Below are 22638 nucleotides of genomic sequence, written 5' to 3'. Positions count from 1 at the left end.
ACTTATATGTTTAAGACTAAAGATGCTTGGATGAATTTCTTCTATTCATTCGGTGCTGCAATTGTAATTCTTGGAGCTTGGCTTAAAATTACTCACATTACCTTGGGACCAATTAACGGAAACATGGCCCTTACAGTGGGACTTATTACGGAAGCTATCATCTTCATCATTTTCGCTTTCGACCCGCCAAAATCTGAGGAGTCTTATGCTTGGGAAAACGTTTATCCTGAATTATTAGATAAACACGCAAACCCAAATCCATTACACTCAAATATATCTAAAAGCAACTCTGCTCAATTTGCTGAATTAGAAAATTCTCTTTCAACCAAATTAGACAAAATGCTTCAGGATGCTAAACTTGATGTTCAGTTATTTGAAAGATTAAGAACAGGAATCGATAAATTTTCAAGTTCTGTAGACCAAATCAACCAGACTGTTGACGTTTCTGCTTCTACTCATAAATATAATGAGCAGTTAAATAAAGCAGCGCAGCACATGGAAAGCATGAATGCTTTATATGCAATGCAAATGGAAAGCACTAAAAAACAATCTGAGTTTACTAATAAATATGTAGCAGATATGCAAAAATCTGCTGAACAATCAGAAAAATTCAATCAGGAACTACAAGGTTTAACTTCAAACTTAAACAATCTAAACAGAGTTTATGGCGGTATGTTAACTGCTATGAAGTCTTAATTTCCCAAACCATTTTTAATTTAACTACTTAATCAAAAAACAAAGAAAAGAGAATGGCAGCAGGAAAACAGACACCTCGTCAGAAGATGATCAACCTGATGTATTTGGTGTTCATCGCTATGATGGCCCTAAATATTGATGCGGAAATCATCAGGTCATATTATGACTCTACTAAAGCTCTTAATGAAACAAGAACTTTAACTGAAAGAAAAAACGAAAAGATTTTTGAAAAAACTCTTGAAGCGAAAGCTCAACAGGTTCCGGATACTTATGCGCAGCCATGGGCTCAGTATCAGGTTCTTAGAGACAAGATCAACGTTTTGGTAAAATCTGCTCAGGAAATTAAAGACGTTCTTAAAAAGAAATCAGAATTCCACGATAAAGATGCACAGGGAAAAGATGTTGATGTAAGTGAAAACTTTGCAGCGCTTAATAATAATGAAGCTACAACTGAATATTTCTTTAAAGAAGGAGATGAAAACACACCTTCAAAAGGTGCATTGGAATTAAAAGCAAAAATAGATGATGTAAGAAATTACATTAATGCAACTTTTGGAAACAATCCTCAATTAAAAGACTTAGTTGAAAGAGCTAATAAATCTTTAATTGCTGAATATCCAAAAGGAAAATCTCCAAATGACAAAACTTGGTTCCAAAACAAGTTTTATCATCAGCCATTAATTGCTGCGATTTCTAACTTAGAAATTATCCAAAATGATGCAAGAAACGTTCAGTCTGATGCATTAGCATTAATGCTACAGGAGAAAGTAGATGCAAGTATTAAATTTACAAGCTATGAAGCTATTGTTTCTGCGCCTGTAGATGTAGTTGCAGGAAAACCGGCTGAAGCAGTTGTAATGTTAGGAAACTATTCAAACAGCAATAAGATCAGCATTTCCGGAGTAAGCAGACAGGAAAACGGAAAAGGATATGCAAATCTTAACACAAACGGAATTGGACAGAAAACATTCAGCGGAAACATTACATTAACAGATGCGACAGGAAAAGCTCAGAATTTCCCTTTCACACATACTTATAATGTAATTGCTGGACCACAGGAAGTGAAACTTCAGAAAGGATTATTACTTTCTGCAGATAAGATGAACGTAATGTATAGAAACTTAGATAACCCTGTTTCAGGATCTATCTTAGGCGCTGACAATGCTAAGCTTTCATTATCTGCTCCGGGAGCTACTGTTAAGAGCACAGGTCCTGGTAAATGGGATGTTAGACCAGGTGCAGGAAATATTCTTAAAATAACGTTATCTGGAACGGATCCTTATGGAAAATCAATTTCTCAGGTATTCGAATACAGAATTAAAAATGTACCTCCGCCACAAGGACAGATCAGAGGTAAGAATATTCTTACACTACCTGCAACTTCTGTTGAAAATCAGCAACTTCAGGCTGTTATTCCAGACTTTGATTTCCCTGTATCATTTAACGTGACTTCGTTCATGGTAAGAGTTCCGGGTAGAGCATCAATGCAGGTTCAGGGTAATTCATTACAAGGAGCAGCAGGTATGTTCAGAAACTTAAGACCTGGGGATGGCGTTTATATCTTTGATATTAAAGCAACAGCTACTGGATTAGGAAATACAATCGTTCCGAATATTTCACCGGTATTAATTAATGTTCAATAACAAATAATTATGAAAAAATATATTAGCAGTCTTTTAGTAGTAGTTTCGGGATTGATGTTTTCCCAAACTATTCTGAACGCTTCTTCGCCTGAAGAATTCAGAAAAATGAGAGCTGAAAACAAAATGAAAGTTGGAGATACTCTTATTGACAAAAAAGTAAAACCATTGGAATACGGATTTGTTGAAGATAAAGATATCTTAAAGAGTATGTTTGTTTGGGAAGTTATAGACATGAATGACAAGATCAATCAGCCATTCTATTATAACAACCCTGATGGTTTATTAGCTACAGAAACAAAGTCTCTGTATAAATTATTGCTAGACGGTGCATTAAACGGAGATATTAAAGAAGTATATGACGATGAAAATTTCGTTCAAAGACTTACTCCAGAGCAAATCAAGACAAGATTAGTTGATGTTAGAGTTGATGACGAAGCTATTAATATTTTAAATAGCGGTCGTCAGTTAACAGAGCAGGAGAAAAAAGAACTTACTGATATTTACGAAACTACAACTGAAAAAGTTAAAGTTTTAAAAATCTTCGGTATGTGGTTTATTGATAAAAGAGACGGACAATTGAAGTACAGACCTTTAGGAATTGCTGCAATGGGACCAGATCCAAAATTAATTGGCAGAACAACTCCTGATGGACAGCCTTTACCGGGAGCTAATGATTTAATTGATCTTTTCTGGGTTTATTATCCAAATGCAAGAGATATTTTAGCGAATAATTTTGTTTTCAACAGAAAAAATTCGTCTGCAGACTTATCTTTTGATGATCTAATTAACGCAAGAAGATTCTCTTCTGTTATCTTTAAATCTTCAACAGGATTAGGTGATGGAGTTATCAAAGACTACATTCCAAGAGATGCTGATGATCAGATTGAAGAAAGCGACAGAATTAAGGCGCAGATCCTTCAAATGGAAAATGATATGTGGAATTACTAAGATTTCACTTGATAATTATAGAAAACCTGAGTATTTTTACTCAGGTTTTTTTATTATGAAGAATGTAGATTATATTATCGTTGGAGACGGGTATGCAGGACTTTTCTTTGCGCATCAGTTGATCAGAAACAACAAGACTTTCGTGATGTTTTCTGAAAAAAAGAAGAGTGCTTCACAGGTTTCAGCAGGAATCATAAACCCTGTTGTGCTTAAAAAATTTACCACTTTCTGGAAAGCGCAGGAACAAATTGATTTCCTTAAAAACACTTTGAAAGAAATTGAGAATTACACAGGACAAAACTATCTCATCGATGCACCCATCCACAGAATTTTTCATGATGAAAATGAACAGTCACTTTGGTTAAAGAAATCCGGAAATGATGATCTTTTGAATTTTTTAGATAAAAATTTTGATCGTTTAAACGTTGTAAAAAACGACTTTCTTTCAGGAAAGGTTAATCAGTCTGCAAGATTGAATGTTAATGGATTTTTCACAGGTTTATTTGATTTTTTAGATAATAGTGGAAAATTAATCAGAGAAAAATTTGTTTATTCAGACATAAATGTAGAAAGATCCATTTATCAGGATTTTACTTTCAAGAATATTTTGTTTTGTGAAGGAATGGGAGTGGTACAAAATCCTTTTTTTTCCGATATTCCTGTAAATCCGAATAAAGGTCACCATATCAAAGTAGAACTTTCAGAAAAAATTACGGAAAATATCACCATCAAGAAAAAGCACTTTCTTTTTCCGTTGAATGATCAATTGTATTTTTATGGTGGTACTTATGACAGAGAACAGCTTCATCATGAAATTGATGAGTCTGCTGTTGAACAGCTTAAAAAAGGTCTGATGGAATTTTATCCTCATTCTTTTGAAATTAAAGACATCAATTTTGGATTCCGCCCAACCGTAAAAGACAGAAGACCAATTATTGGAATACATCCTGAACATCACAATTTATATGTTTTCAATGGATTGGGAGCAAGAGGAATTTTAAACGGTTGCTATTTCTCCAAAAGTTTATATGATTTTATTGAAAACAATATTCCTTTACATGAAGAAGTTGATCTAAAAAGGTTTATAATAAAAAGTTAGTATTGAAAATATAAACCTATTACATTAAATTTTTACAAAAAAATACCATTTATTGTTTATAAGAACAACTAAATACTAATCAAAAAACATTATCATTTCAACCGGGATCTTAGAAATTTTAAAATTCTTTTAACAATTGACATAATTTTTGCTATATCTGATGTAAACAACAGCTATGAATGAAAATGTTTTAGGAATAATTGCCGGTCTTCTTACCTCAGGATCGATGATTCCACAATTGATAAAGGTAATTAAAGAAAAAAATGCCGATGATCTTTCCTCGGGAATGCTTATCGTTCTTATTTCAGGAGTTTCTTTATGGATCTGGTACGGATTTCTTAAAGATGAACTGCCTATTATTTTAACCAATGCATTTTCTGTAGTTGTAAATGTTACATTACTTATTTACTGTCTTATCTACAAAAACAAATAGTCTAAAATAAAAACACTTCCGTCAAAAGGAAGTGTTTTTTCTTACAAATAAGAATTTAATTATTTTTTTAAAGTAAATTTTGCCAAAGGAGACATCCTTGCTTTGTTAAGCGTTAAAGTACTTCCGTTCACAGAATAATTATCCGCCGAAAGTAACGCTTGTGTAAATGCGCGTTCTGTTTCAAGATCATCGCAGGCAATCATCGTAGATATACCCTGATTGAATTTGATGCGCATTACTTCGGGTTTTATCTCAAAAGTACCTCCAACTCCGTTACAGCCGCCATGACCCTCATATCTCATCGTGGAAGTATTTAGCATAAAATGAGGTATTACCTGAGGATTTTTAAGCTGAATAGGTTTACCGTTAAGTTCTGTCAGCTCCCATGTTTTTCCGGTGATGTCAGAATTATTTTCAGAAGTACTGGTTGCAGAAGACTTATTCATGCAGGAAACCGTAAGAGCCACAACCAATAACGAGCAAAAGTAAATGATTATCTTTTTCATAACTTTAAAATTTTGTGATTAATAAGAAGCCATCTTGGTATTAGATGAAGAAGATTTTTTCTTTTCATGATGGAATAGAACCATATTATAATCTTTTTTCAGGAAAGTGATTTCACCGCGCACATCAGAGTATTGATAGTTTGCGTCTCCTGCCGTAAAATCAGGGAGTTCATCGCTTTTTTTAAGTTCATAAGATTTACCGTCCAGATGAATCACAACAGTATTTTTCGTCTCATTAAAACCTACTTCCAACTGTTCTCCCGATTCATCTGTATAAACTTCTCGGGTAATTTTATCAGGCTCCTGTTGTATAGCGGTATTATTTTCAGGTTCTACAATTTCCTCTTTTACCTGATTCTTACATGATGTTTGGATGATGAGTACAAAACCTGTTAACGTAATAATCCGTAATAATTTTTTCATAATAATAAGTGATTTTAGGTGATTAATTTATAATGCAGTATAAATAATGCTGTAAAATTACAATTTTTTATAGTAATAATATGTTAATTTTTTATAAATTAATTAAAATTTAATGCTTTTTGATGCTATTAAATATTTTATGTTAAATTTAGAATTGCTATTTATCATAATCTGCACAGATCTAAAATTGCTATCATCAAAAATAAAAAAGAGACATTCCGGGAACGTCTCTCTAAATCAGTGGTGTTTTTAGAATCCTATGGCGCTTTAATCTGATCGATTGTGAAAAATGCTTTGGTGGTATTACAGGTTCCGGACGGACAGTTTGTTGCGTTTCCGGCATTTCCGGGAGTAGAAGAACCCATCATATAATACATCTTATAAAATGTTTTATCAGATCCGTCAGTAGTAGTCCAAGAGTATAAACGCTGTTCCGGCATACCTCCGGCATAGGTTTCAGGATCGCCCCAATAAGGATTAGTAGTTGAGGATTGTACCCTTGCACCTGTGGTAGCATCAATAAGAGACGCACTGGAAGTTGCATTATCTCCTGCCCATGCACCTACAGGAAGTCTTAACTGGTTTTGCATATAACCGCCGGCTCCGGACCAAAGATAATGTCCGTTGGATATAATTTCCACTACTCCGGTAGTGTTGTTTCTTATTTGCAGATTTACCTGCGAGAAATTTGTATTTGTAGGGATGAACGTTCTTACCGAAAATCTTCCGTCCGGTGTGGTTATAGACAGTGCATATCCGGCTCTTCCATTGTCTGAAGTAGAAGTAAGAGGTCCCATTACGGCAATACTTTCCACATTGGCAAGAGCCTGAGAAGAGCCGCTTCCCGAAGACGAAGAATTAAAAACCCTCCATTCAGATCCATTCCAGAAGTAATATCCCGGTGTTATTGTGGGACCCGTATTGTAAATTAAAAGTCCGGCGGCATTAGGAGCCGATCCAAGCTGCATGGTAGCAGAAGTAAGACTTATTCTGGGACCTAAAATCCCTTTGTTTGTAGAACTCACATCCAAGACGGCAGAAGCGTCTGGAGATGTTGTGTTAATGCCAACTTGCGCAAATGTAAAAAAAGAGGCAAGCAGGAATCCTGAAATAAAGATTTTGTTTTTCATGTTGTAATATTAATGTCAGTTTTAAACAAATAAAATGTGAGAATTTTCAGTGGTATTTTACAGTAAATATAATCAATATTATTTTATTTATGAAAAAAAATAAATAAAAATATTAATTTGTTTAATTTTTATCAATAATATGTGAATTTTATAATAATTTAACAAATTTGTGAGCTACTTGTACAACGTAGAAATCGTATTAACGAACTTCACAAATGGTTGATAATTTTTTTTATGATGCTAATTATTTGATAATCATTTTGTTTATATGCTTTTAAGTAGATCTTTTTTTTAATATTTAAACAAATTCAGCGAATTTAAATAAGTGTTAAATATTGTTAATATGAATAACTTGTCACACAATTGTCTTGAAACATAACAAAACTAAAGTCTACATTTGTGCCTTGAAATCATGAGAAACTATATCGTATACTTTTTGACCACTCTTTTTCTGCTTTTTGTGGTAGAAAGCAAGATCAATGTCAAAACTTTACGAAACGATTACACCCACACTTCTCAGAATTTACCCAAAAAAGCAAACCGTCTAAACCAAACTTACGAAAAGCTGTCAATGCAGCAGGCTTCAGACGATGTAAGCAATACATACACGCTCGAACTTGCCGAAGACGACTTCCAGTTGTCAGATACTTTTCAGGCAATCGCTGTATTTGCAAGTGTCTTTACGCTGGTTTATTTTTTTGGTTTAAAAAGTTTCAAAAGACTAAAATCAGCGATCCATAGCTGTATATCAGAATACTCTTCTGTTAAAAAATTCATTCTGATCCGTTCTATCAGAATTTAAAATCCACATTTTCAAACCCGTTTTCTGCCGATTAGCTATTCGGTGGGAAAATCCTGCGTTGTAATTGCCGGCAGTCAATTATTCCGTCGATCCTCTTATTGCCATTTTCATATTTAAAACATTAACGATTTACATAAACTCTAGAATTATGATTAAAAGAGTTGTCGCAAGCATTGCGCTAAGCAGTATTTTATTGTTCACAGGTTGTAACAAGAAAAAAGAAGAAAAAGAAGAAGCCGCTGTTTATCCGGTAACCTCACCCGTTGTGATGGATACTGTGATTGATAAAGAATATGTGGCGCAGATCAGATCTGTAAAGAACATCGAAGTTCGTGCACAGGAAAAAGGTTTTCTTGAGAAAATCTTTGTAGATGAGGGACAGTTTGTTCGTCAGGGACAGACCTTATTCAGAATTATGCCGAAATTGTATCAGGCAGAATTACTGAAAGCTCAGGCAGAAGTTGCTCAGGCAACAATTGAGCTGAAAAATGCAAGTACATTAGCCAACAACAACATCGTTTCCAAAAACGAAAGAGCAATGGCGAAAGCTAAGCTGGATGCAGCCAATGCTGAAGCGAAACTGGCACAGATTCACCTTTCTTTTACAGACATTAAAGCTCCGTTTTCAGGAATTATCGACAGAATTCCTTTGAAACTGGGAAGTCTGGTAGATGAAGGAGATTTATTAACCTCCCTTTCCGATAACAACGATATTTATACGTACTTCAATGTTTCGGAGCCGGAATATCTTAACTATCAGAGAAATGTAGCTTCAAGAGGAAGCAATATGGTGGATCTTGTTATGGCAAACGGAGATGTCTTTCCACAGAAAGGACAGGTTCAGACCATTGAAGGGGAATTCGACAGTGAAACAGGAAATATCGCTTTCAGAGCTAAATTCCCGAATCCGGATAAACTTCTGAGAAACGGAGAAACCGGAAAAGTAAGAATGACGTTACCATTGAAAAACGCTTTGATCATTCCTCAGAAAGCTACCTACGAAATTCAGGATCAGAAATATGTTTTCGTGGTAGACAAGAACGGAGTGGCAAAATCTAAAAATATAAAGATCGCTTATGAGCTTCCTGATGTATACGTAGTCGCTTCAGGGCTTTCAACCGGAGATAAAATCTTACTGGAAGGAGTTCAGAAAGTAAAAGACGATCAGAAAGTTCAGACAAAAGTTCAGGATCCGAAAAAAGTTCTTCAGTCATTAAAATTAAAAGCAGAGTAGAATACGATAATCGATACGTGATCATGATTATGCAAAAACTTCATAATCATCATTTATCATTCATCATTAATAATTCATCATTATTTTATGTTTAAGAAATTTATTCGCAGACCTGTTCTGTCTATCGTAATCTCTTTGATTATCGTATTTATGGGAGTTTTATCCCTTGTAAAATTACCGGTTACCCAGTTTCCGTCCATTTCTCCGCCCAAAGTAAACATTACGGCGGATTATCCCGGAGCCAACAATGAATTGTTGATTAAATCCGTTGTTATTCCATTAGAAAGAGGTCTGAATGGGGTTCCCGGAATGAAATATATGACTTCCGATGCCGGAAACGACGGGGAAGCTTCCATTCAGGTGGTTTTCGATTTGGGAACCGATCCGAATGTAGCAGCAGTAAACGTACAGAACCGTGTTTCTTCGGTGGTTAATAAACTTCCGCCGTTGGTTGTTCGTGAAGGGGTGAAAATTACCCGTGAAGAACCCAATATGCTGATGTACATTAACCTGTACAGTGATGATCCGAAAGCTGACCAGAAATTCCTTTTCAACTATGCAGACATCAATGTAATGTCTGAATTGAGAAGAGTAAGTGGTGTAGGTTTTGCAGATATATTGGGAACAAGAGAATATGCGATGCGTATCTGGCTGAAACCGGACAGATTAACGGCTTACAGCATTTCAGCAGATGAAGTAATGGAATCCCTGAATCAGCAGAGTTTAGAAGCTTCTCCGGGAAAAACAGGAGAAAGTTCAGGGAAGAGATCGCAGTCATTTGAATATATTTTAAAATATCCGGGACGTTTTAATAATGAAAAAGATTACGGAAATATCATTCTTAAAGCAAAACCTGACGGAGAATTTATCAGACTGAAAGATGTTGCCGATATAGAGTTCGGTTCGTCAATGTATGATATTTATTCTACCTTAAACGGAAAGCCTTCTGCGGCAATCACGGTAAAACAATCGTATGGTTCCAACGCAAGTGACGTTATCAAGAATGTAAAATCTTTGATGGAAGAATTGCAGAAAACCACTTTCCCGAAAGGAATGCATTACGACATAAGTTATGACGTATCAAAATTCCTTGATGCATCTATTGAAAAAGTAGTTCATACGCTTTTTGAAGCCTTTATTTTGGTGGCTATCGTGGTATTCCTATTCCTGGGAGACTGGCGTTCAACCTTAATTCCTGCTTTGGCGGTTCCGGTATCATTAGTAGGTACTTTCGCAGTCATGTCCGCCTTCGGAATTACCTTAAACATGATCTCTCTCTTTGCGCTTGTAATGGCGATCGGGGTCGTGGTGGATGATGCGATTGTGGTAATTGAAGCCGTTCACGCCAAGATGGAGGAGAAGCATTTATCTCCGCTAAAAGCAACAGAAGAAGCGATGCACGAAATCAGCGGAGCGATTATCGCAATTACTCTGGTAATGGCATCCGTATTCATTCCGATTGCCTTCATGTCCGGTCCGGTTGGAGTTTTCTACCGTCAGTTTTCCATCACTATGGCTTCTGCTATTATTCTTTCAGGGGTTGTTGCTTTAACATTAACGCCGGCTTTATGTGCTTTAATTTTAAAAAATAACCACGGAAAAGCAAAAAGAAGAATTCCGATTACTATTTTCCTTGATAAGTTCAACGGATTATTTACAAAAGGAGCTAACAAATATGAAGGAATGCTAAACAAAACGGTGAAGAAAAAAACAATCACTTTACCATTATTATTGGCGTTCTGTGCATGTACATTCTTTTTAAGCAATTCATTGCCTTCAGGATTTATTCCTGCGGAAGATCAGGGAATGATTTATGCCATTATTCAGACTCCTCCGGGTTCTACACTGGAAAGAACCAACCAGATTGCCAAAGAACTATTAAGAGAATCTGAAGATATCGATGGAGTACAGTCAGTTTCTTCACTGGCGGGTTATGAAATCCTTACGGAAGGTACAGGTTCCAACTCCGGTACTTGTCTTATCAATCTTAAAAGCTGGGAAGACCGTAAAGAATCTGCCGCGGAAATCATAGAAAAGCTTGAAGAAAAAGCGAAGAATATTCCGGGTGCAAATATAGAATTCTTCCAGCCGCCTTCCATTCCGGGGTACGGTGCAGCAGGTGGTTTCGAGCTTCGTCTGCTCGATAAAGCGGGAAGCGGAGATTATCAAAAAATGGAAAAGGTAAGTAACGACTTCGTTAGAGAACTGAAAAAACGTCCGGAACTGGGTTCTGCGTTTACGTTCTATTCCGCGAGTTTCCCTCAGTATATGTTGAGAGTGGATAATGATCTTGCCGAACAAAAAGGAGTAACGATTGAAAATGCAATGGATAATTTATCCACATTAATCGGTTCCAACTATGAAACCAGCTTCATCCGTTTCGACAGACCTTATAAAGTAATCGTTCAGGCGGGACCTCAATATCGTGCGCTACCGAGTGATCTTTTGAAATTGTATGTTAAAAATGATAAGGAGCAAATGGTTCCGTATTCAGACTTTATGCATCTGGAAAAAGTGTACGGTCTTTCCGAGATTACCAGACATAATATGTACAATTCTGCCGAGGTAAGTGGTACTCCTGCGCCGGGGTACAGTTCCGGACAGGCGATTGCAGCCATTAAAGAAGTGGCGGATAAAACACTTCCGAGAGGTTTCGGGATCGATTGGGCAGGTATTTCTAAGGACGAGGTAAGCCGTGGAAACGAAGCGATTTTCATTTTCTTAGTGTGTTTAGGATTTGTTTATCTGATTCTTTCCGCACAGTACGAAAGTTTCATTCTTCCGTTACCGGTAATTCTATCATTACCGACAGGTATTTTCGGAGCTTTCTTATGTCTGAAATTATTAGGATTGGAAAACAATATTTACGCTCAGGTAGCAATGGTGATGCTGATTGGTCTTTTGGGTAAAAATGCCGTACTGATTGTAGAATTTGCCGTACAGAAAAAAGCGGAAGAAGGAATTCCTGTTGCGCAGGCTGCCATCGAAGGAGCTGCGATCCGTTTTCGTCCGATTCTGATGACCTCATTTGCATTCATTGCAGGTTTAATTCCATTGGTTCTGGCAACGGGACCGGGAGCAATCGGTAACCGTACCATCGGTACCGCTGCAGCAGGAGGGATGCTGATCGGAACTATTTTCGGACTGATGATTATCCCAGGATTGTATTACATCTTCGGAACAATCGCAGAAAAATCGAAACTGGCAAAATATGAAGAGGAAAATCCTTTAACAGAACAAACAGAACCGTACCAACACGACGACAAACATGAAGATTTATAATAAAAGATATATAGCTGCCATTGCCTTATCGCTTGTTTTAGCAGGCTGTAAGGCGCCCATGGCGACCGTGGTAAAAGATGAGGTGAAAGAAAATATTCCTCAGAATTTTAATCAGCAGGATCAGGGTGATGCCAATAATAACAGCGGAACAACCCCTTGGAGACAGTTTTTTACAGATCCTAATTTAGTAGCCTTAATAGAAACTGCTTTAAAAAATAATCAGGAGTTAATGATTACTTTGCAGGAAATTGAGATTGCAAAAAGCGGTGTCTTGGCAAAAAAAGGAAGATTAACCCCTACTGTTTCCGCAGGAATCGGTGTGGGTGTGAAAAAAGCAGGGCGTTACACCAGCGAAGGAGCAGGTGATGCCACCACAGAAATAGAACCCGGAAAAGAAATGCCGGATCCGCTTGGGAATTTTGAGGGCGGATTAACGGCAAACTGGGAAATCGATATCTGGAAAAAACTTAGAACTGAAAAGGATGCCGCTGTTGCCCATTATCTTTCAACAGTTGAAGGAAAAAATTTCGTTCTCTCAAATTTAATTGAAGAAGTAGCTGACAATTATTATGAATTGTTGGCTCTGGATAATCAGTTGGATATCATTCAGCAGTATACGAAATTGCAGCAGAGAGCGCTGGAAATATCAAAAATTCAGAAGGAAGCTGCGGCAGCAACTGAATTGGCGGTAAAAAAATTCGAGGCGGAACTGGCAAAATCTAAAGCTTCGGAATTTACCATCCGTCAGGAAATTACTGAAAAAGAAAACGAAATCAATGCGCTTTGCGGGCGTTTTCCACAGCCGATTGTAAGATCAAAAGGGGACTTCATGTCCATGATTCCTCAGACGGTTTATACGGGAATTCCGTCACAGTTACTGGCGAACCGTCCCGACATTAAACAGGCTGAATTGGAATTAAAATCATCAAAACTGGATGTGGAAGCAGCCAGAAAAGAGTTTTATCCAAGTCTGGAAATTTCTGCAACGTTAGGATTGGAAGCTTTCAAACCTTCTTATCTGGTTAAATTGCCGGAATCTATGGCAGCAAGTCTGGTAGGAGAATTGGCAGGTCCGCTGATTAATAAAAGTGCCATTAAAGCGAACTTTCAGACAGCGGATGCAAGACAGATTCAGGCGTTGTACGAATATGATAAAACCATTCTGAATGCGTATCTGGATGTTGCCAATTTAATGTCTAAAGTGAAAAACATCGATCAGTATTACAAACTGAAGTCTGAAGAAACACAGGCTTTGGAAAAATCAATAGATATAGCCAATCAGTTATTTAAAAATTCAAGAGCCGATTATCTGGAAGTTCTTCTGAACCAGAGAGATGCTTTGGATGCCAAAATGGAACTGGTGGAAGCTAAACAAAAACAGCTGAGTACAGTTGTTGATATTTACAAGAGCTTAGGCGGAGGCTGGAAGTGATTTGTAAATCCTTAATGTTTTAAAAAGAAAAGAGGCTGCCCGTAAGGAACAGTCTCTTTTCGATTAAAACTGAAAACTTTAATAAAAAGGTTCATATTTCAGAACCTCCTTCCCAATTTACCTGTAGGATACAGGACTAATTTATTTCTTCGCGGTTATTGTATTTCAAAAAATGGTTATTAGCTTTTTTTTGAAAAATTAAATTTTAAAAAAACCAGCCTTCCAAAAAAGTAATTTCTCCTGTTAAGGAAGGTGGTAAGATTTATGAATAGAATCATGTTTTTTTATTAGCTTTCAAAATTTATCTGCATGTGCTTTTTTAGGGCTTCTTTTCTATTCAATAGTATATAAAACGGCTTTAATTAATTTTTTTCTATTGTTTTGATTTCCGGTTTCGAAATTATAACCTTGTGGTGAAATAAAAAAACAATTGCGGTCATTATTCATAAATTGAGACAGCGGAATATTTCTGTACTTATTATTTAATTGTTTGATTTTCAATTGATATATTTGTAAAGTAGAAATAATTCTATACCACATTTTAATTCAATAATCTTTGATAAAAAATGATCTATTTTCTGTACTTTTGACGAAGTTTACACATAGGATTATTAAACAGGGGTGAAAAAAAATCTATTTTTTATTCTTTTTATCGGAATTGTTAATTTATTCTTCTCGCAGGAAGGATACAGCGAATATTATAAACTTAGGTTAAAGTATGAAGATTTTCCGGAAAATGACATGAAGGCATTTCCTTTTATAAAGCCATATCTCAATTTGGCAAAAAAGGAAAAGAATTACGAAAAACTGGTTCAGGGATATAAAGATGCGGTATTTTTTTCTTCTTTAAATGAAAATAAACTGAAGTATGCAGACAGCATGATCTGGGCAGCCAACCAGACCAATGAGGATGATCTTAAAATTGTTGCCCATATTGATAAAGGCGTTATTTATTATTACCATTATAAAAAGTTTCAACTTGCTCTTAACGAATATCTTGAGGCTTATAAATATTCAAGAAATACCAGAAATGAATATCTGAAATATCAGAATCTGTATCATATCGGAGTGGTAAAAAGCTATCTCGGCTATTACGAAGATGCTTCACAGGTCTTTACGAAATGCCTTGTTTATTACAGAGAAAAGGCGAAATCCATTACCAAACTTCATCCTAACGAAATTTATAACAATAAAAAAGGCTATCTCAACAGTCTTCATCAGCTTATTATCTGCAACAGGCATCTTGGGAAACAAGAAGAAGTGGATGCTGCTATACATACCGGACTTTCTGAGGTAGGAGATAATCCGGAATATGCTCTGGAAAAAGGATATTTCCTTTTGTCGAAGGGTATTTCAGAATACAAGAGAAATCAATTCAAGGAAGCATTAGAAGACTTTAATCAGTCTCTGCCCGTGATCAGAGAAAGCCGCGATTTTGCAAGGCTTTCGGTAAGTTATTTCTACATCGGGAAAACTTATTCCGATCTTAAAAAGACCAAACAATCTATTATTTATTTTAAAAAGATAGATTCCATTTTTCAGAAACATCAGTTTATCCTTCCTGAACTGAGGGAAAATTATGAAATCCTGATCGATTATTCCAAAAAAGAGAAAAACGAGAAGAACCAGCTCTACTACACAAGCCAGTTGCTTCGTGCAGACAGTATTATGTCTAGAGATTTTATTTATCTGTCCCCGAAAATTCATAAAGATTACGATACCGATACTTTACTGGATGAAAAAAATAAGCTTCAGAAAATAAATTATCTCGGGACTATTATTATCATTGTGTTAATTATCTGGGCAATCGGTCTGGTTGTTCTGCTGACGAGAAGGCATAAAAAATCCAAAGAAATTCAGAAAAAGTATATTTTGGTAGAAGAGAAGTTCACGGCAAACCATCAGAAAGAAGAGATGGACGAAACCAAAGAACTTGTTCCGCAGATCGAAGAAAAGAAACTGACGATTACAGAAAATAAGGTAGAAGAACTTCTGAAAAAGCTTAAAACGTTTGAAGATAAAAAAGGGTTTACACAAAAAGGATTAACCATTAGTAAATTAGCCGCCCAACTGGGTACTAATTCAAACTACCTCTCACAGGTAATTAACGAATATAAAAAAGCGAATTTCAATAAATATTTAAGCGAACTCAGAATCAATTACATCACCAATCTGCTTTTTGAGGATAAAAAATACTTAAAATACAGCATCGAAACCCTTGCAAAAGAATGCGGAATCGCTTCCAGACAGAATTTTTCAGATCTTTTTTACGAAATCAACGGAATTCGCCCTACAGATTTTATTAAAAAGAGAAAGGAAGAGCTGGAGAATGATAAAAAGATGTGACACTTTGTTTTATGCTATTTTGCAGAAGATATTTATTTATAGAATGTGATTTCTAAATTTAAAATCATGTTGTTTGTAAAGCTTTCTGTAATATATTCCATAAGTTGTAAGAATTTAAAGTAAAATTCTGTTTTAGAAGTAAAATCTTCATTATATTTATGTAAAATTAATAATCATGAAGAAGTTCCTTTTAGTCTTTTTGAGTATTATCATTATTCTCATTGCTTTTGTTTTAATCAGAACCTTTACCTATCCTTTCAAAAAAACAGATCAGGCAGATTCCGGAGGATGGAAATTTGTAAAGAACGATTCGGTTGTTAAACGTTTTTCCGACGGATTAAAGATCCCAACAGTTTCCACCGGAGAATTAGGGGATTTCGATTATTCTCCTTTTGTAACATTTAAAGAATATCTGAAAAAAGCATATCCAGAAGTTTATAAAAATACAGAATATGTTGAGGTGAATACTTATGGTCTGGTTTTCAGGCTTAAAGGAAGCAATCCAGGTCTCGCGCCCATTATGTTTCTGTCCCATATTGATGTGGTTCCTCCCGGAGATGCGGAGGTGAAAAATACAGCAGGAAATGTTTTCAGACCCAATGATAAACCTTTTCCAGCCATTACAAAAGTTGCTGAAGACTGGGATTTTGCTCCGTTTTCAGGAGCCGTTGCCAACGGAAGAATTTACGGACGCGGAGCAATTGACATGAAAGGAATGCTCTTTTCTCTGATGGAATCCATGAATAATTTAATTAAAAATAAACATACGCCGAAACGCGATATCTATCTGGCTTTCGGATTCGATGAAGAAGTAGGAGGGAAGAAGGGAGCAACACAGATTGCCTCTTATTTTAAGAAAAAAAACATACAGTTTGATGCTGTTTATGATGAAGGCGGGTTAATTTTAGAAAAAGGAAGCATTTCTGGAATCGATTCGGATGTAGCGGTAATCGGCTGTGCCGAAAAAGGTTTTCTTTCTGCCAAAATAAAAGTGAAAGGTTTAGGCGGACATTCGTCAACACCGCCCATGGAAAGTGCGATCGGAAAAGCCGCCGTTATTATGCAGCGACTGGAAGACGATCAGATGAAACCGGTAATTACCCCTTTAATCCAACAGTTTTTTGATAATATAGGAGGTTCCATGTCTTTCCCGAGCAGAATGGCAATCTCCAATCAATGGCTTTTGAAACCGCTTCTTCTTTCTCAGCTTACCAAAAATAATTCTACCAATGCTTTAGTTCGTACGACAACGGCACTTACCATGATGAAAGGAAGTGACGGAACCAATGTACTTTCTCCCGAAGTGGAATTTGTGGTTAATTTCAGGCTGCTTCCCGGAAATACCGTAAAAGATGTAAAAGCGCATATTGCCAAAGCAACCGAAGGTTTTGAGGTGGAAGTGGAAGAAATTGACAATACCAGAGAAGCTTCCGCAGTTTCATCAAGCAATACAAAAGCGTATCAGCTAATTGAACAAGGAGTAAAACAGCTTTATCCGGCAGCTATTGTAACGCCGTATCTTACATTGGGCGGAACGGATGCCTACAAATATCAGATAGTAAGCAAAAACATTTACAGATTTATGCCTGTTAAAATCAATAATTCTGAGCAACAGAGCATTCACAGTACCAATGAATATCTCAGCATCGAAAATTATATGAAGATGATTCATTATTTTGAATTCATTATGACGAATTATGATAAATGATGAATGATAAATGATGAATTTTACAATTAAATTTCAGGCAGTTGGAATTTGCAATGTTTTCCTGAGCGCGAATCAGTGGAAGTATTTTAGATCGTTTTCACTTTATTACATCAATCCAAAATCATCAATTCAAAAAAAATTCAAAACTAAAAAATAACACGTCGAGTTTTGTCGCATTACCGCAATAGCTTTGTCTTATCAAAATTACGAAGCTATGGAACTGCCATTATATCTAAGTTTTAAAGAGTTTGAAAATACCTATTACGACAACCTTGAAAAATGGTTTGAAGAATATAAGAATACAAGCGAAACCGACTATCTGAAAGCACTTTCGGATCTGTACAGCCCTTATCTGTATTACAACTTTGCCAACGACAGACTTCAGGCAGATGCTTCCCTACAGATTAAAGACTGCTTTTTTCCTTATCACGATAAAATCGGGATTTCTTTCTGCACCACCTGTGAAAACGGAAAGCCTGCCAAAAATTTGAAAAAAATCAATCATCAGTTCGAATGGAAAACCGTTACGATGATGGAATATGCACAGCATATTTTGGATAAAATCAACAGATACTTGTCGAAAAATAGTAATAAAGAAGATAAAAACGTGCTGGATTTTATCAACGATTTTGAGATCATCACATCGCGTGAAGGAGCGGGATACTGTGTAAACTACAACCAGCATCAGGCGACAATTCCTTTTCTGAAAGCTTATCTTCCGGTTCACGGACAAACGGTGAATATTGCCGTATACAGAGATTTTCTCTTTTCCGTTGTTCAGATCGCAGAATATATTGATCAGAAATTAAAAGAAGTACAGGCTTTTGAAAGCATGATCTATTCTAAGCTGAAATCAGACGCGAGATTCAAAGTACAGATGAGCCATCAGTTTTTAACGATGTGCAATTAACCAAAACACCAAAACATTCATATAGCTAAATTGTAGTTTGAAATTAGTTGGTACTTTTTCAAACAGAAAATCCCGGTTGAAAAACTGGGATTTTTTTTGTTACGGCTTTACGTAAAATCAGGCTTTGCCTTTTTCCTATATTTGAAAAAAATTACCATGAAAAAACTACTCTTTATTCTTATTTTTATTCCTTTGTTTTCTTATGCACAGACCGAATGTGAATACGTAGGAAACGACAGGGATAACAGCGAGTACTATGTAAAGGATTATAAAAAACGAAATCATACAGATTACATTGAAACTTGGTTAAAAATTGTGAGAACCGATAAAATTGTGAAAACAAAAAAAGGAACTATTAAAAAAAGTGGTATCGTTTCACTTGAAAAATATAAATTTAAGTGCGAAGAAAAAACGATGGCTTTAGAAAGTTATGCAGATTATCGAAATGGTATTTTAATAAAATCAGGTAATGGTTTTGGTATCGAAAATGATATTGTTCCGGATTCCATCGGTGAAAGTTTGTTAGATTATCTATGTTCAAAATTTTAATTATTGTCCGCAATTTGTCGTCATTGAAAAACCTCTGAGTTCTTTGCTTAGTAGAACGCCTTTGCGAACTTAAAAAATATCCGGTAAGTTTTTTAAAAGAAAATCTTCGCGCTCTTCGCGTTGAAAAGAAGTATCATACTAAAACCATAAACTTGAAAGAACAAAAAAGTCTCAGGTAAAACCTAAGACTTTTTATCTGCAGAGAGGAAGGGATTCGAACCCTCGATACAGTTACCCGTATACTACCTTTCCAGGGTAGCTCCTTCAACCACTCGGACACCTCTCTTTGTATTTGAGATTGCAAAAATAGACTATTTTCCGGAATCTGCAAACTCAAAATGCAATTTTATCAGGAAATTTCTCCACAAAGGCTTTTGGAGAAGTTTTCTGCGAAGTTTCCTGTGTAGTTGGGATTGTCTATTAAATGCATTGCTTTGGTAATTGCGCTTTCCGCCGTAATATCCGTTCCGCTGATGGCTCCGATTCTTGAAAAAATATTGCTGTTTTCATACTTTCCAAATGAGATTCCGCCCGAAATACACTGACTTACCACCACGATTTCTGTCCCGTTATTTCGTATCTGCTGCAATGTTTCCACTGTTTTTTCGCTGCTGAAAATAGTTCCCGAGCCAAAAACCTGAAGAATAAGAACCTTCATGGTCGGGATTTCTTTAAAATGATTCAGGTTCATTCCCGGAAAAATTCTCCAGAAAATAACATCTTCCGAAATATAATCGTCTACATGAAATTCTGTATCAGGATTACAGCGGTAAAGATTATCTTTGATAATATTTAAATGTACTCCGGATTGCCCGAGAATAGGGTAGTTTGGACTTGCATAGGCATCAAAATACTCCGCAGAATATTTCAAAGTGCGGTTTCCTCTCAACAGTTTATATTCAAAATAAATCGCCACTTCCTGAATAACCGCTTCGTCATTTTCGTACAGACTTGCATAATAAAGGCTCGTAAGAAGATTTTCTTTGGCATCGGTTCGTAAATCCCCGATCGGAAGTTGAGAGCCCGTTAAAATAACCGGTTTTTTCAATCCTTTCAGCATAAAACTCAATGCAGAAGCGGTGTAAGACATCGTGTCTGTTCCGTGTAGAATTAAAAATCCGTCGAACTGATGATAATTTTTCTGAATATAATGAGCAATAATTTTCCATTCTTCAGGTCCCATATCGGAAGAGTCCAAAGGTTTTTCAAAAGGATGTACAAAAACTTCGCATTCCATCAGCTTCATTTCTGGCATTTTTTCAAAAATATTTCCGAAATCAAACGCACGGAGACTTCCGCTTTCATAATCTTTCTCCATTCCGATGGTTCCACCGGTATAAATCAACAGGACTTTTCTTTTCATACAGGACTTTTCTTAGATTTTGATCCTCCATTCGCAGGATTCCTCAAATTTACGTTAATTTGCAAAGATTTGAAAATGAATGAAAGATTTACAGCAAACTTTTGAGTATTTAAAGCAGTTTCTAACGGAAGAAAGATTACAGAAGATCGAGCATTTTGCACCGGAAAGTTCAGATTTTATTCTTCCGGTGGTGGAAGATGTCTATCAGTTCAGGAATGCAGCAGCAATTGTACGTTCTGTGGAAGCGTGCGGTTTTCATAAAGTAGTGGCTTTGCAGGAAGAATACAGTTTTGAACCCAATCTTCGCGTTACAAAAGGCGCAGATACATGGGTGGAAGTGGAAAAAATGCCCAGAAGTATGGAATCTTTTCAGAATATAAAAGACAGAGGCTATAAAATTGTTGCAGTTTCGCTGGAAAATAATGCAAAAATGCTGCCTGAATACGAAATTACAGAACCGATGGCTCTGGTTTTCGGGACGGAAATGGAAGGTGTTTCTCAGGAAATTCTGGATTTTGCCGACGAAACGCTGGCAATTCCGATGTATGGTTTTACCCGAAGTTTTAATGTTTCCGTAGCCGCTTCTATTTGTATGTATGAACTGAAGCAGAAATTATTAAAATCTGATATCGATTATAAACTGAATGAAGAAAAACTCCTGAGGATGAAAATCCGTTGGGCAGTAAACTCCATCAGAAGCGGACAGCAGATTTTTGATAAATATTTGAAAGATAATGATCTTGAATTATGAGATTAACGGTGCTTTTCGTAGTTCTGATAGTGATAGGCTGCAATAAAAAGACGGATAATATACCTCAAGCTAAAATTGCTGTTGATACTTTTTCACAAAATCTCATTGAAAAAGAACCTGAAGATACCACAACGGTTTCCTTTGCAAAAACCTTAACAGGAAACGGATATTCTTATATATTAAAAGGAAGACAGAATATTAATGATGGAATCAATTTTAAATCAATTGATATTTTTCATCAGAAGAAACTTCATCAGAGAATTATTTTTGATACGGTTTCTGTTTTAAATGAGTCGGAAGCATATTTTAATGTAAGTCAGGATGTAAATTTTGACGGATTTAAGGATTTGGAAGTAATAAATCAGGTAGGAAATTACTGGTCTTCATCAAGTTTCTGGCTGTACAATAAAAAAACTAAAAAGTACGATTATTACAAACCAATGGATACGATCATTAATCCTGTAGTTGATAAAAAAAATAAAGCAATTACATCAACTTATCATGTCGGTCCAGTAAACTATTACTATAAAGTATATGAGTGGAAGCATAAAAAGCTAACCATGACCCATTATCAGGAAGGTGAAGATAATGGTTTCTAAATCATCTGGTTATAATTCCACGCGGCAACAAAAATTCCCGCGGTTTCTGTTCTCAGTCTCTGACTTCCCAAAGAAACAGCTTTGATATTATTTTCAGCTAAAAAAGAAATCTCTTTCTCCGAAAAATCGCCTTCAGGACCAATTAGAAAAGTAATATTTTTAAGTTTGGGAATCTCATTGAGTTCGGTTCTTTCTAAATTCTCATGGCAATGTGCAACAAAAGTATGTTCAGGATCAATATTTTTAAGAAAATCCTGAAGTTTTATTAAATCGTTAATAACCGGAAAATGAAATCTTAAACTCTGTTTGGAAGCAGCAATTGCCTGTTTTCTTATTTTATCGAGATTGATATTTTTACGCTCTGTTTTTTCTGTTTGAAGAAAAGTAATTTCTGAAATTCCCATCTCCACCGCTTTTTCAACGAAGAATTCAATGCGGTCAATATTTTTCGTCGGAGCAATTGCAATATGAAGTTTCGGACTGAAATCAGGAAGATTGTTTTTAATCTCATCCACTTCAATATGGGCTTTTTTACCTTCAATCATCAGTCTTCCGGAGGCAAGATTTCCTTTTCCATCCGTTACATGAATGGCTTCACCATTTTTCATCCGAAGAACTTTTACAATGTGTTGCTGTTCTTCATCGTTAATCGTTACCACATTTCCTTCAATTTCTCCGTAAAAAAGTTTCATATTTAAATATTTAGTTTTGTTATTTTAAAATATATAATTGTTTATTTAGTTTTAGAAAAAGCAACTTTAAAGAGTTTTCCAGCATAAACTGC

The 22638-nt window shown here is 35.9% G+C and carries 20 protein-coding genes and 1 tRNA gene; 15 read left to right on the top strand and 6 right to left on the bottom strand.

Annotated features, from left to right (window positions below; all coding sequences use genetic code 11):
- Positions 1 to 6 precede the first annotated feature (6 nt).
- The 5 genes from porL to B0E34_RS17790 all read left to right on the top strand — a co-directional run bounded on the left by porL (position 7) and on the right by B0E34_RS17790 (position 4819).
- Positions 7 to 696, top strand: coding sequence for a type IX secretion system motor protein PorL/GldL (gene porL, locus B0E34_RS17810; protein ID WP_087711710.1), 690 nt, complete (start codon positions 7 to 9; stop codon positions 694 to 696).
- Positions 697 to 749: 53 nt separating this feature from the next.
- Positions 750 to 2339 (top strand): type IX secretion system motor protein PorM/GldM, encoded by a 1590-nt coding sequence (gene porM / locus B0E34_RS17805; RefSeq protein ID WP_087711708.1) that lies wholly within the window; start codon positions 750 to 752, stop codon positions 2337 to 2339.
- A gap of 9 nt (positions 2340 to 2348) precedes the next feature.
- On the top strand, positions 2349 to 3287 hold the full coding sequence (gene porN, locus B0E34_RS17800; RefSeq protein ID WP_087711706.1) for a type IX secretion system ring subunit PorN/GldN: 939 nt from the start codon (positions 2349 to 2351) through the stop codon (positions 3285 to 3287).
- A gap of 55 nt (positions 3288 to 3342) precedes the next feature.
- Entirely contained in the window at positions 3343 to 4386 is a 1044-nt protein-coding gene (locus B0E34_RS17795) for an NAD(P)/FAD-dependent oxidoreductase (protein WP_087711704.1), read from the top strand.
- A 175-nt stretch (positions 4387 to 4561) separates the two neighbouring features.
- Positions 4562 to 4819, top strand: a complete 258-nt coding sequence (locus B0E34_RS17790; protein WP_087711702.1) for a SemiSWEET transporter — start codon at positions 4562 to 4564, stop codon at positions 4817 to 4819.
- A 59-nt stretch (positions 4820 to 4878) separates the two neighbouring features.
- On the opposite strand, the gene B0E34_RS17785 is transcribed toward B0E34_RS17790, so the two are convergent.
- From B0E34_RS17785 to B0E34_RS17775, 3 genes are all read right to left on the bottom strand, one after another.
- Positions 4879 to 5325 (bottom strand): META domain-containing protein, encoded by a 447-nt coding sequence (locus B0E34_RS17785; protein WP_165763018.1) that lies wholly within the window; start codon positions 5323 to 5325, stop codon positions 4879 to 4881.
- 18 nt (positions 5326 to 5343) lie between these two features.
- Entirely contained in the window at positions 5344 to 5748 is a 405-nt protein-coding gene (locus B0E34_RS17780) for a hypothetical protein (RefSeq protein ID WP_087711699.1), read from the bottom strand.
- A 257-nt stretch (positions 5749 to 6005) separates the two neighbouring features.
- On the bottom strand, positions 6006 to 6878 hold the full coding sequence (locus tag B0E34_RS17775; protein ID WP_087711697.1) for a phage tail-like protein: 873 nt from the start codon (positions 6876 to 6878) through the stop codon (positions 6006 to 6008).
- A gap of 412 nt (positions 6879 to 7290) precedes the next feature.
- Between B0E34_RS17775 and B0E34_RS17770 the strand changes: the two genes are divergently transcribed.
- From B0E34_RS17770 to B0E34_RS17730, 8 genes are all read left to right on the top strand, one after another.
- The gene (locus B0E34_RS17770; RefSeq protein WP_087711695.1) at positions 7291 to 7680 is read left to right on the top strand and encodes a hypothetical protein; all 390 of its coding nucleotides are present in this window, start codon (positions 7291 to 7293) and stop codon (positions 7678 to 7680) included.
- Between the two features lie 148 nt (positions 7681 to 7828).
- On the top strand, positions 7829 to 8914 hold the full coding sequence (locus B0E34_RS17765) for an efflux RND transporter periplasmic adaptor subunit (RefSeq protein ID WP_185117468.1): 1086 nt from the start codon (positions 7829 to 7831) through the stop codon (positions 8912 to 8914).
- Between the two features lie 87 nt (positions 8915 to 9001).
- Positions 9002 to 12196 carry an efflux RND transporter permease subunit gene (locus tag B0E34_RS17760; protein ID WP_087711693.1) on the top strand — a complete coding sequence of 1065 codons (3195 nt, stop codon included), beginning with the start codon at positions 9002 to 9004 and terminating at the stop codon, positions 12194 to 12196.
- Entirely contained in the window at positions 12183 to 13628 is a 1446-nt protein-coding gene (locus B0E34_RS17755; protein WP_087711691.1) for a TolC family protein, read from the top strand. The genes B0E34_RS17760 and B0E34_RS17755 overlap by 14 nt, the downstream gene beginning before the upstream one ends.
- A 621-nt stretch (positions 13629 to 14249) precedes the next feature.
- Positions 14250 to 15974 (top strand): helix-turn-helix domain-containing protein, encoded by a 1725-nt coding sequence (locus B0E34_RS17745; RefSeq protein WP_087711677.1) that lies wholly within the window; start codon positions 14250 to 14252, stop codon positions 15972 to 15974.
- Between the two features lie 175 nt (positions 15975 to 16149).
- The gene (locus B0E34_RS17740; protein WP_087711675.1) at positions 16150 to 17682 is read left to right on the top strand and encodes a M20/M25/M40 family metallo-hydrolase; all 1533 of its coding nucleotides are present in this window, start codon (positions 16150 to 16152) and stop codon (positions 17680 to 17682) included.
- A gap of 214 nt (positions 17683 to 17896) precedes the next feature.
- Complete coding sequence (locus B0E34_RS17735) at positions 17897 to 18592, top strand: hypothetical protein (RefSeq protein ID WP_087711673.1); 696 nt, start codon at positions 17897 to 17899, stop codon at positions 18590 to 18592.
- 156 nt (positions 18593 to 18748) lie between these two features.
- Complete coding sequence (locus B0E34_RS17730) at positions 18749 to 19141, top strand: hypothetical protein (protein ID WP_087711671.1); 393 nt, start codon at positions 18749 to 18751, stop codon at positions 19139 to 19141.
- A gap of 199 nt (positions 19142 to 19340) precedes the next feature.
- On the opposite strand, the gene B0E34_RS17725 is transcribed toward B0E34_RS17730, so the two are convergent.
- Together B0E34_RS17725 and B0E34_RS17720 are read right to left on the bottom strand one after the other, a co-directional pair.
- A tRNA-Ser gene (locus B0E34_RS17725) sits at positions 19341 to 19427 on the bottom strand.
- A gap of 63 nt (positions 19428 to 19490) precedes the next feature.
- Entirely contained in the window at positions 19491 to 20504 is a 1014-nt protein-coding gene (locus B0E34_RS17720; RefSeq protein WP_087711669.1) for an asparaginase, read from the bottom strand.
- A 79-nt stretch (positions 20505 to 20583) separates the two neighbouring features.
- Between B0E34_RS17720 and B0E34_RS17715 the strand changes: the two genes are divergently transcribed.
- Both B0E34_RS17715 and B0E34_RS17710 read left to right on the top strand, forming a co-directional pair.
- Positions 20584 to 21255 carry a TrmH family RNA methyltransferase gene (locus B0E34_RS17715; RefSeq protein WP_087711667.1) on the top strand — a complete coding sequence of 224 codons (672 nt, stop codon included), beginning with the start codon at positions 20584 to 20586 and terminating at the stop codon, positions 21253 to 21255.
- Complete coding sequence (locus tag B0E34_RS17710) at positions 21252 to 21854, top strand: XAC2610-related protein (RefSeq protein WP_087711665.1); 603 nt, start codon at positions 21252 to 21254, stop codon at positions 21852 to 21854. The genes B0E34_RS17715 and B0E34_RS17710 overlap by 4 nt, the downstream gene beginning before the upstream one ends.
- Here B0E34_RS17710 and B0E34_RS17705 read toward each other — a convergent pair.
- Complete coding sequence (locus B0E34_RS17705; RefSeq protein ID WP_087711663.1) at positions 21851 to 22546, bottom strand: RsmE family RNA methyltransferase; 696 nt, start codon at positions 22544 to 22546, stop codon at positions 21851 to 21853. The two genes, B0E34_RS17710 and B0E34_RS17705, sit on opposite strands and share 4 nt — an antisense overlap.
- Between the last annotated feature and the right edge of the window lie 92 nt (positions 22547 to 22638).

Origin of the sequence: Chryseobacterium mucoviscidosis, assembly GCF_002177115.1 — a bacterium.
Taxonomy (GTDB): Bacteria; Bacteroidota; Bacteroidia; order Flavobacteriales; family Weeksellaceae; genus Chryseobacterium; species Chryseobacterium mucoviscidosis.
Note: the sequence above shows the minus strand (reverse complement) of the source record. Positions and strands in the feature narration are given on the sequence as shown.

Coding starts and splice junctions, on each gene's coding strand:
- B0E34_RS17740 (WP_087711675.1), top strand. CDS start 16,150: ATGAAGAAGTTCCTTTTAGTCTTTTTGAGTATTATCATTATTCTCATT.
- porM (WP_087711708.1), top strand. CDS start 750: ATGGCAGCAGGAAAACAGACACCTCGTCAGAAGATGATCAACCTGATG.
- B0E34_RS17720 (WP_087711669.1), bottom strand. CDS start 20,504: ATGAAAAGAAAAGTCCTGTTGATTTATACCGGTGGAACCATCGGAATG.
- B0E34_RS17765 (WP_185117468.1), top strand. CDS start 7,829: ATGATTAAAAGAGTTGTCGCAAGCATTGCGCTAAGCAGTATTTTATTG.
- B0E34_RS17795 (WP_087711704.1), top strand. CDS start 3,343: ATGAAGAATGTAGATTATATTATCGTTGGAGACGGGTATGCAGGACTT.
- B0E34_RS17770 (WP_087711695.1), top strand. CDS start 7,291: ATGAGAAACTATATCGTATACTTTTTGACCACTCTTTTTCTGCTTTTT.
- porN (WP_087711706.1), top strand. CDS start 2,349: ATGAAAAAATATATTAGCAGTCTTTTAGTAGTAGTTTCGGGATTGATG.
- B0E34_RS17785 (WP_165763018.1), bottom strand. CDS start 5,325: ATGAAAAAGATAATCATTTACTTTTGCTCGTTATTGGTTGTGGCTCTT.
- B0E34_RS17760 (WP_087711693.1), top strand. CDS start 9,002: ATGTTTAAGAAATTTATTCGCAGACCTGTTCTGTCTATCGTAATCTCT.
- B0E34_RS17710 (WP_087711665.1), top strand. CDS start 21,252: ATGAGATTAACGGTGCTTTTCGTAGTTCTGATAGTGATAGGCTGCAAT.
- B0E34_RS17790 (WP_087711702.1), top strand. CDS start 4,562: ATGAATGAAAATGTTTTAGGAATAATTGCCGGTCTTCTTACCTCAGGA.
- B0E34_RS17705 (WP_087711663.1), bottom strand. CDS start 22,546: ATGAAACTTTTTTACGGAGAAATTGAAGGAAATGTGGTAACGATTAAC.
- B0E34_RS17730 (WP_087711671.1), top strand. CDS start 18,749: ATGAAAAAACTACTCTTTATTCTTATTTTTATTCCTTTGTTTTCTTAT.
- B0E34_RS17780 (WP_087711699.1), bottom strand. CDS start 5,748: ATGAAAAAATTATTACGGATTATTACGTTAACAGGTTTTGTACTCATC.
- B0E34_RS17735 (WP_087711673.1), top strand. CDS start 17,897: ATGGAACTGCCATTATATCTAAGTTTTAAAGAGTTTGAAAATACCTAT.
- B0E34_RS17755 (WP_087711691.1), top strand. CDS start 12,183: ATGAAGATTTATAATAAAAGATATATAGCTGCCATTGCCTTATCGCTT.
- B0E34_RS17715 (WP_087711667.1), top strand. CDS start 20,584: ATGAAAGATTTACAGCAAACTTTTGAGTATTTAAAGCAGTTTCTAACG.
- B0E34_RS17775 (WP_087711697.1), bottom strand. CDS start 6,878: ATGAAAAACAAAATCTTTATTTCAGGATTCCTGCTTGCCTCTTTTTTT.
- porL (WP_087711710.1), top strand. CDS start 7: ATGTTTAAGACTAAAGATGCTTGGATGAATTTCTTCTATTCATTCGGT.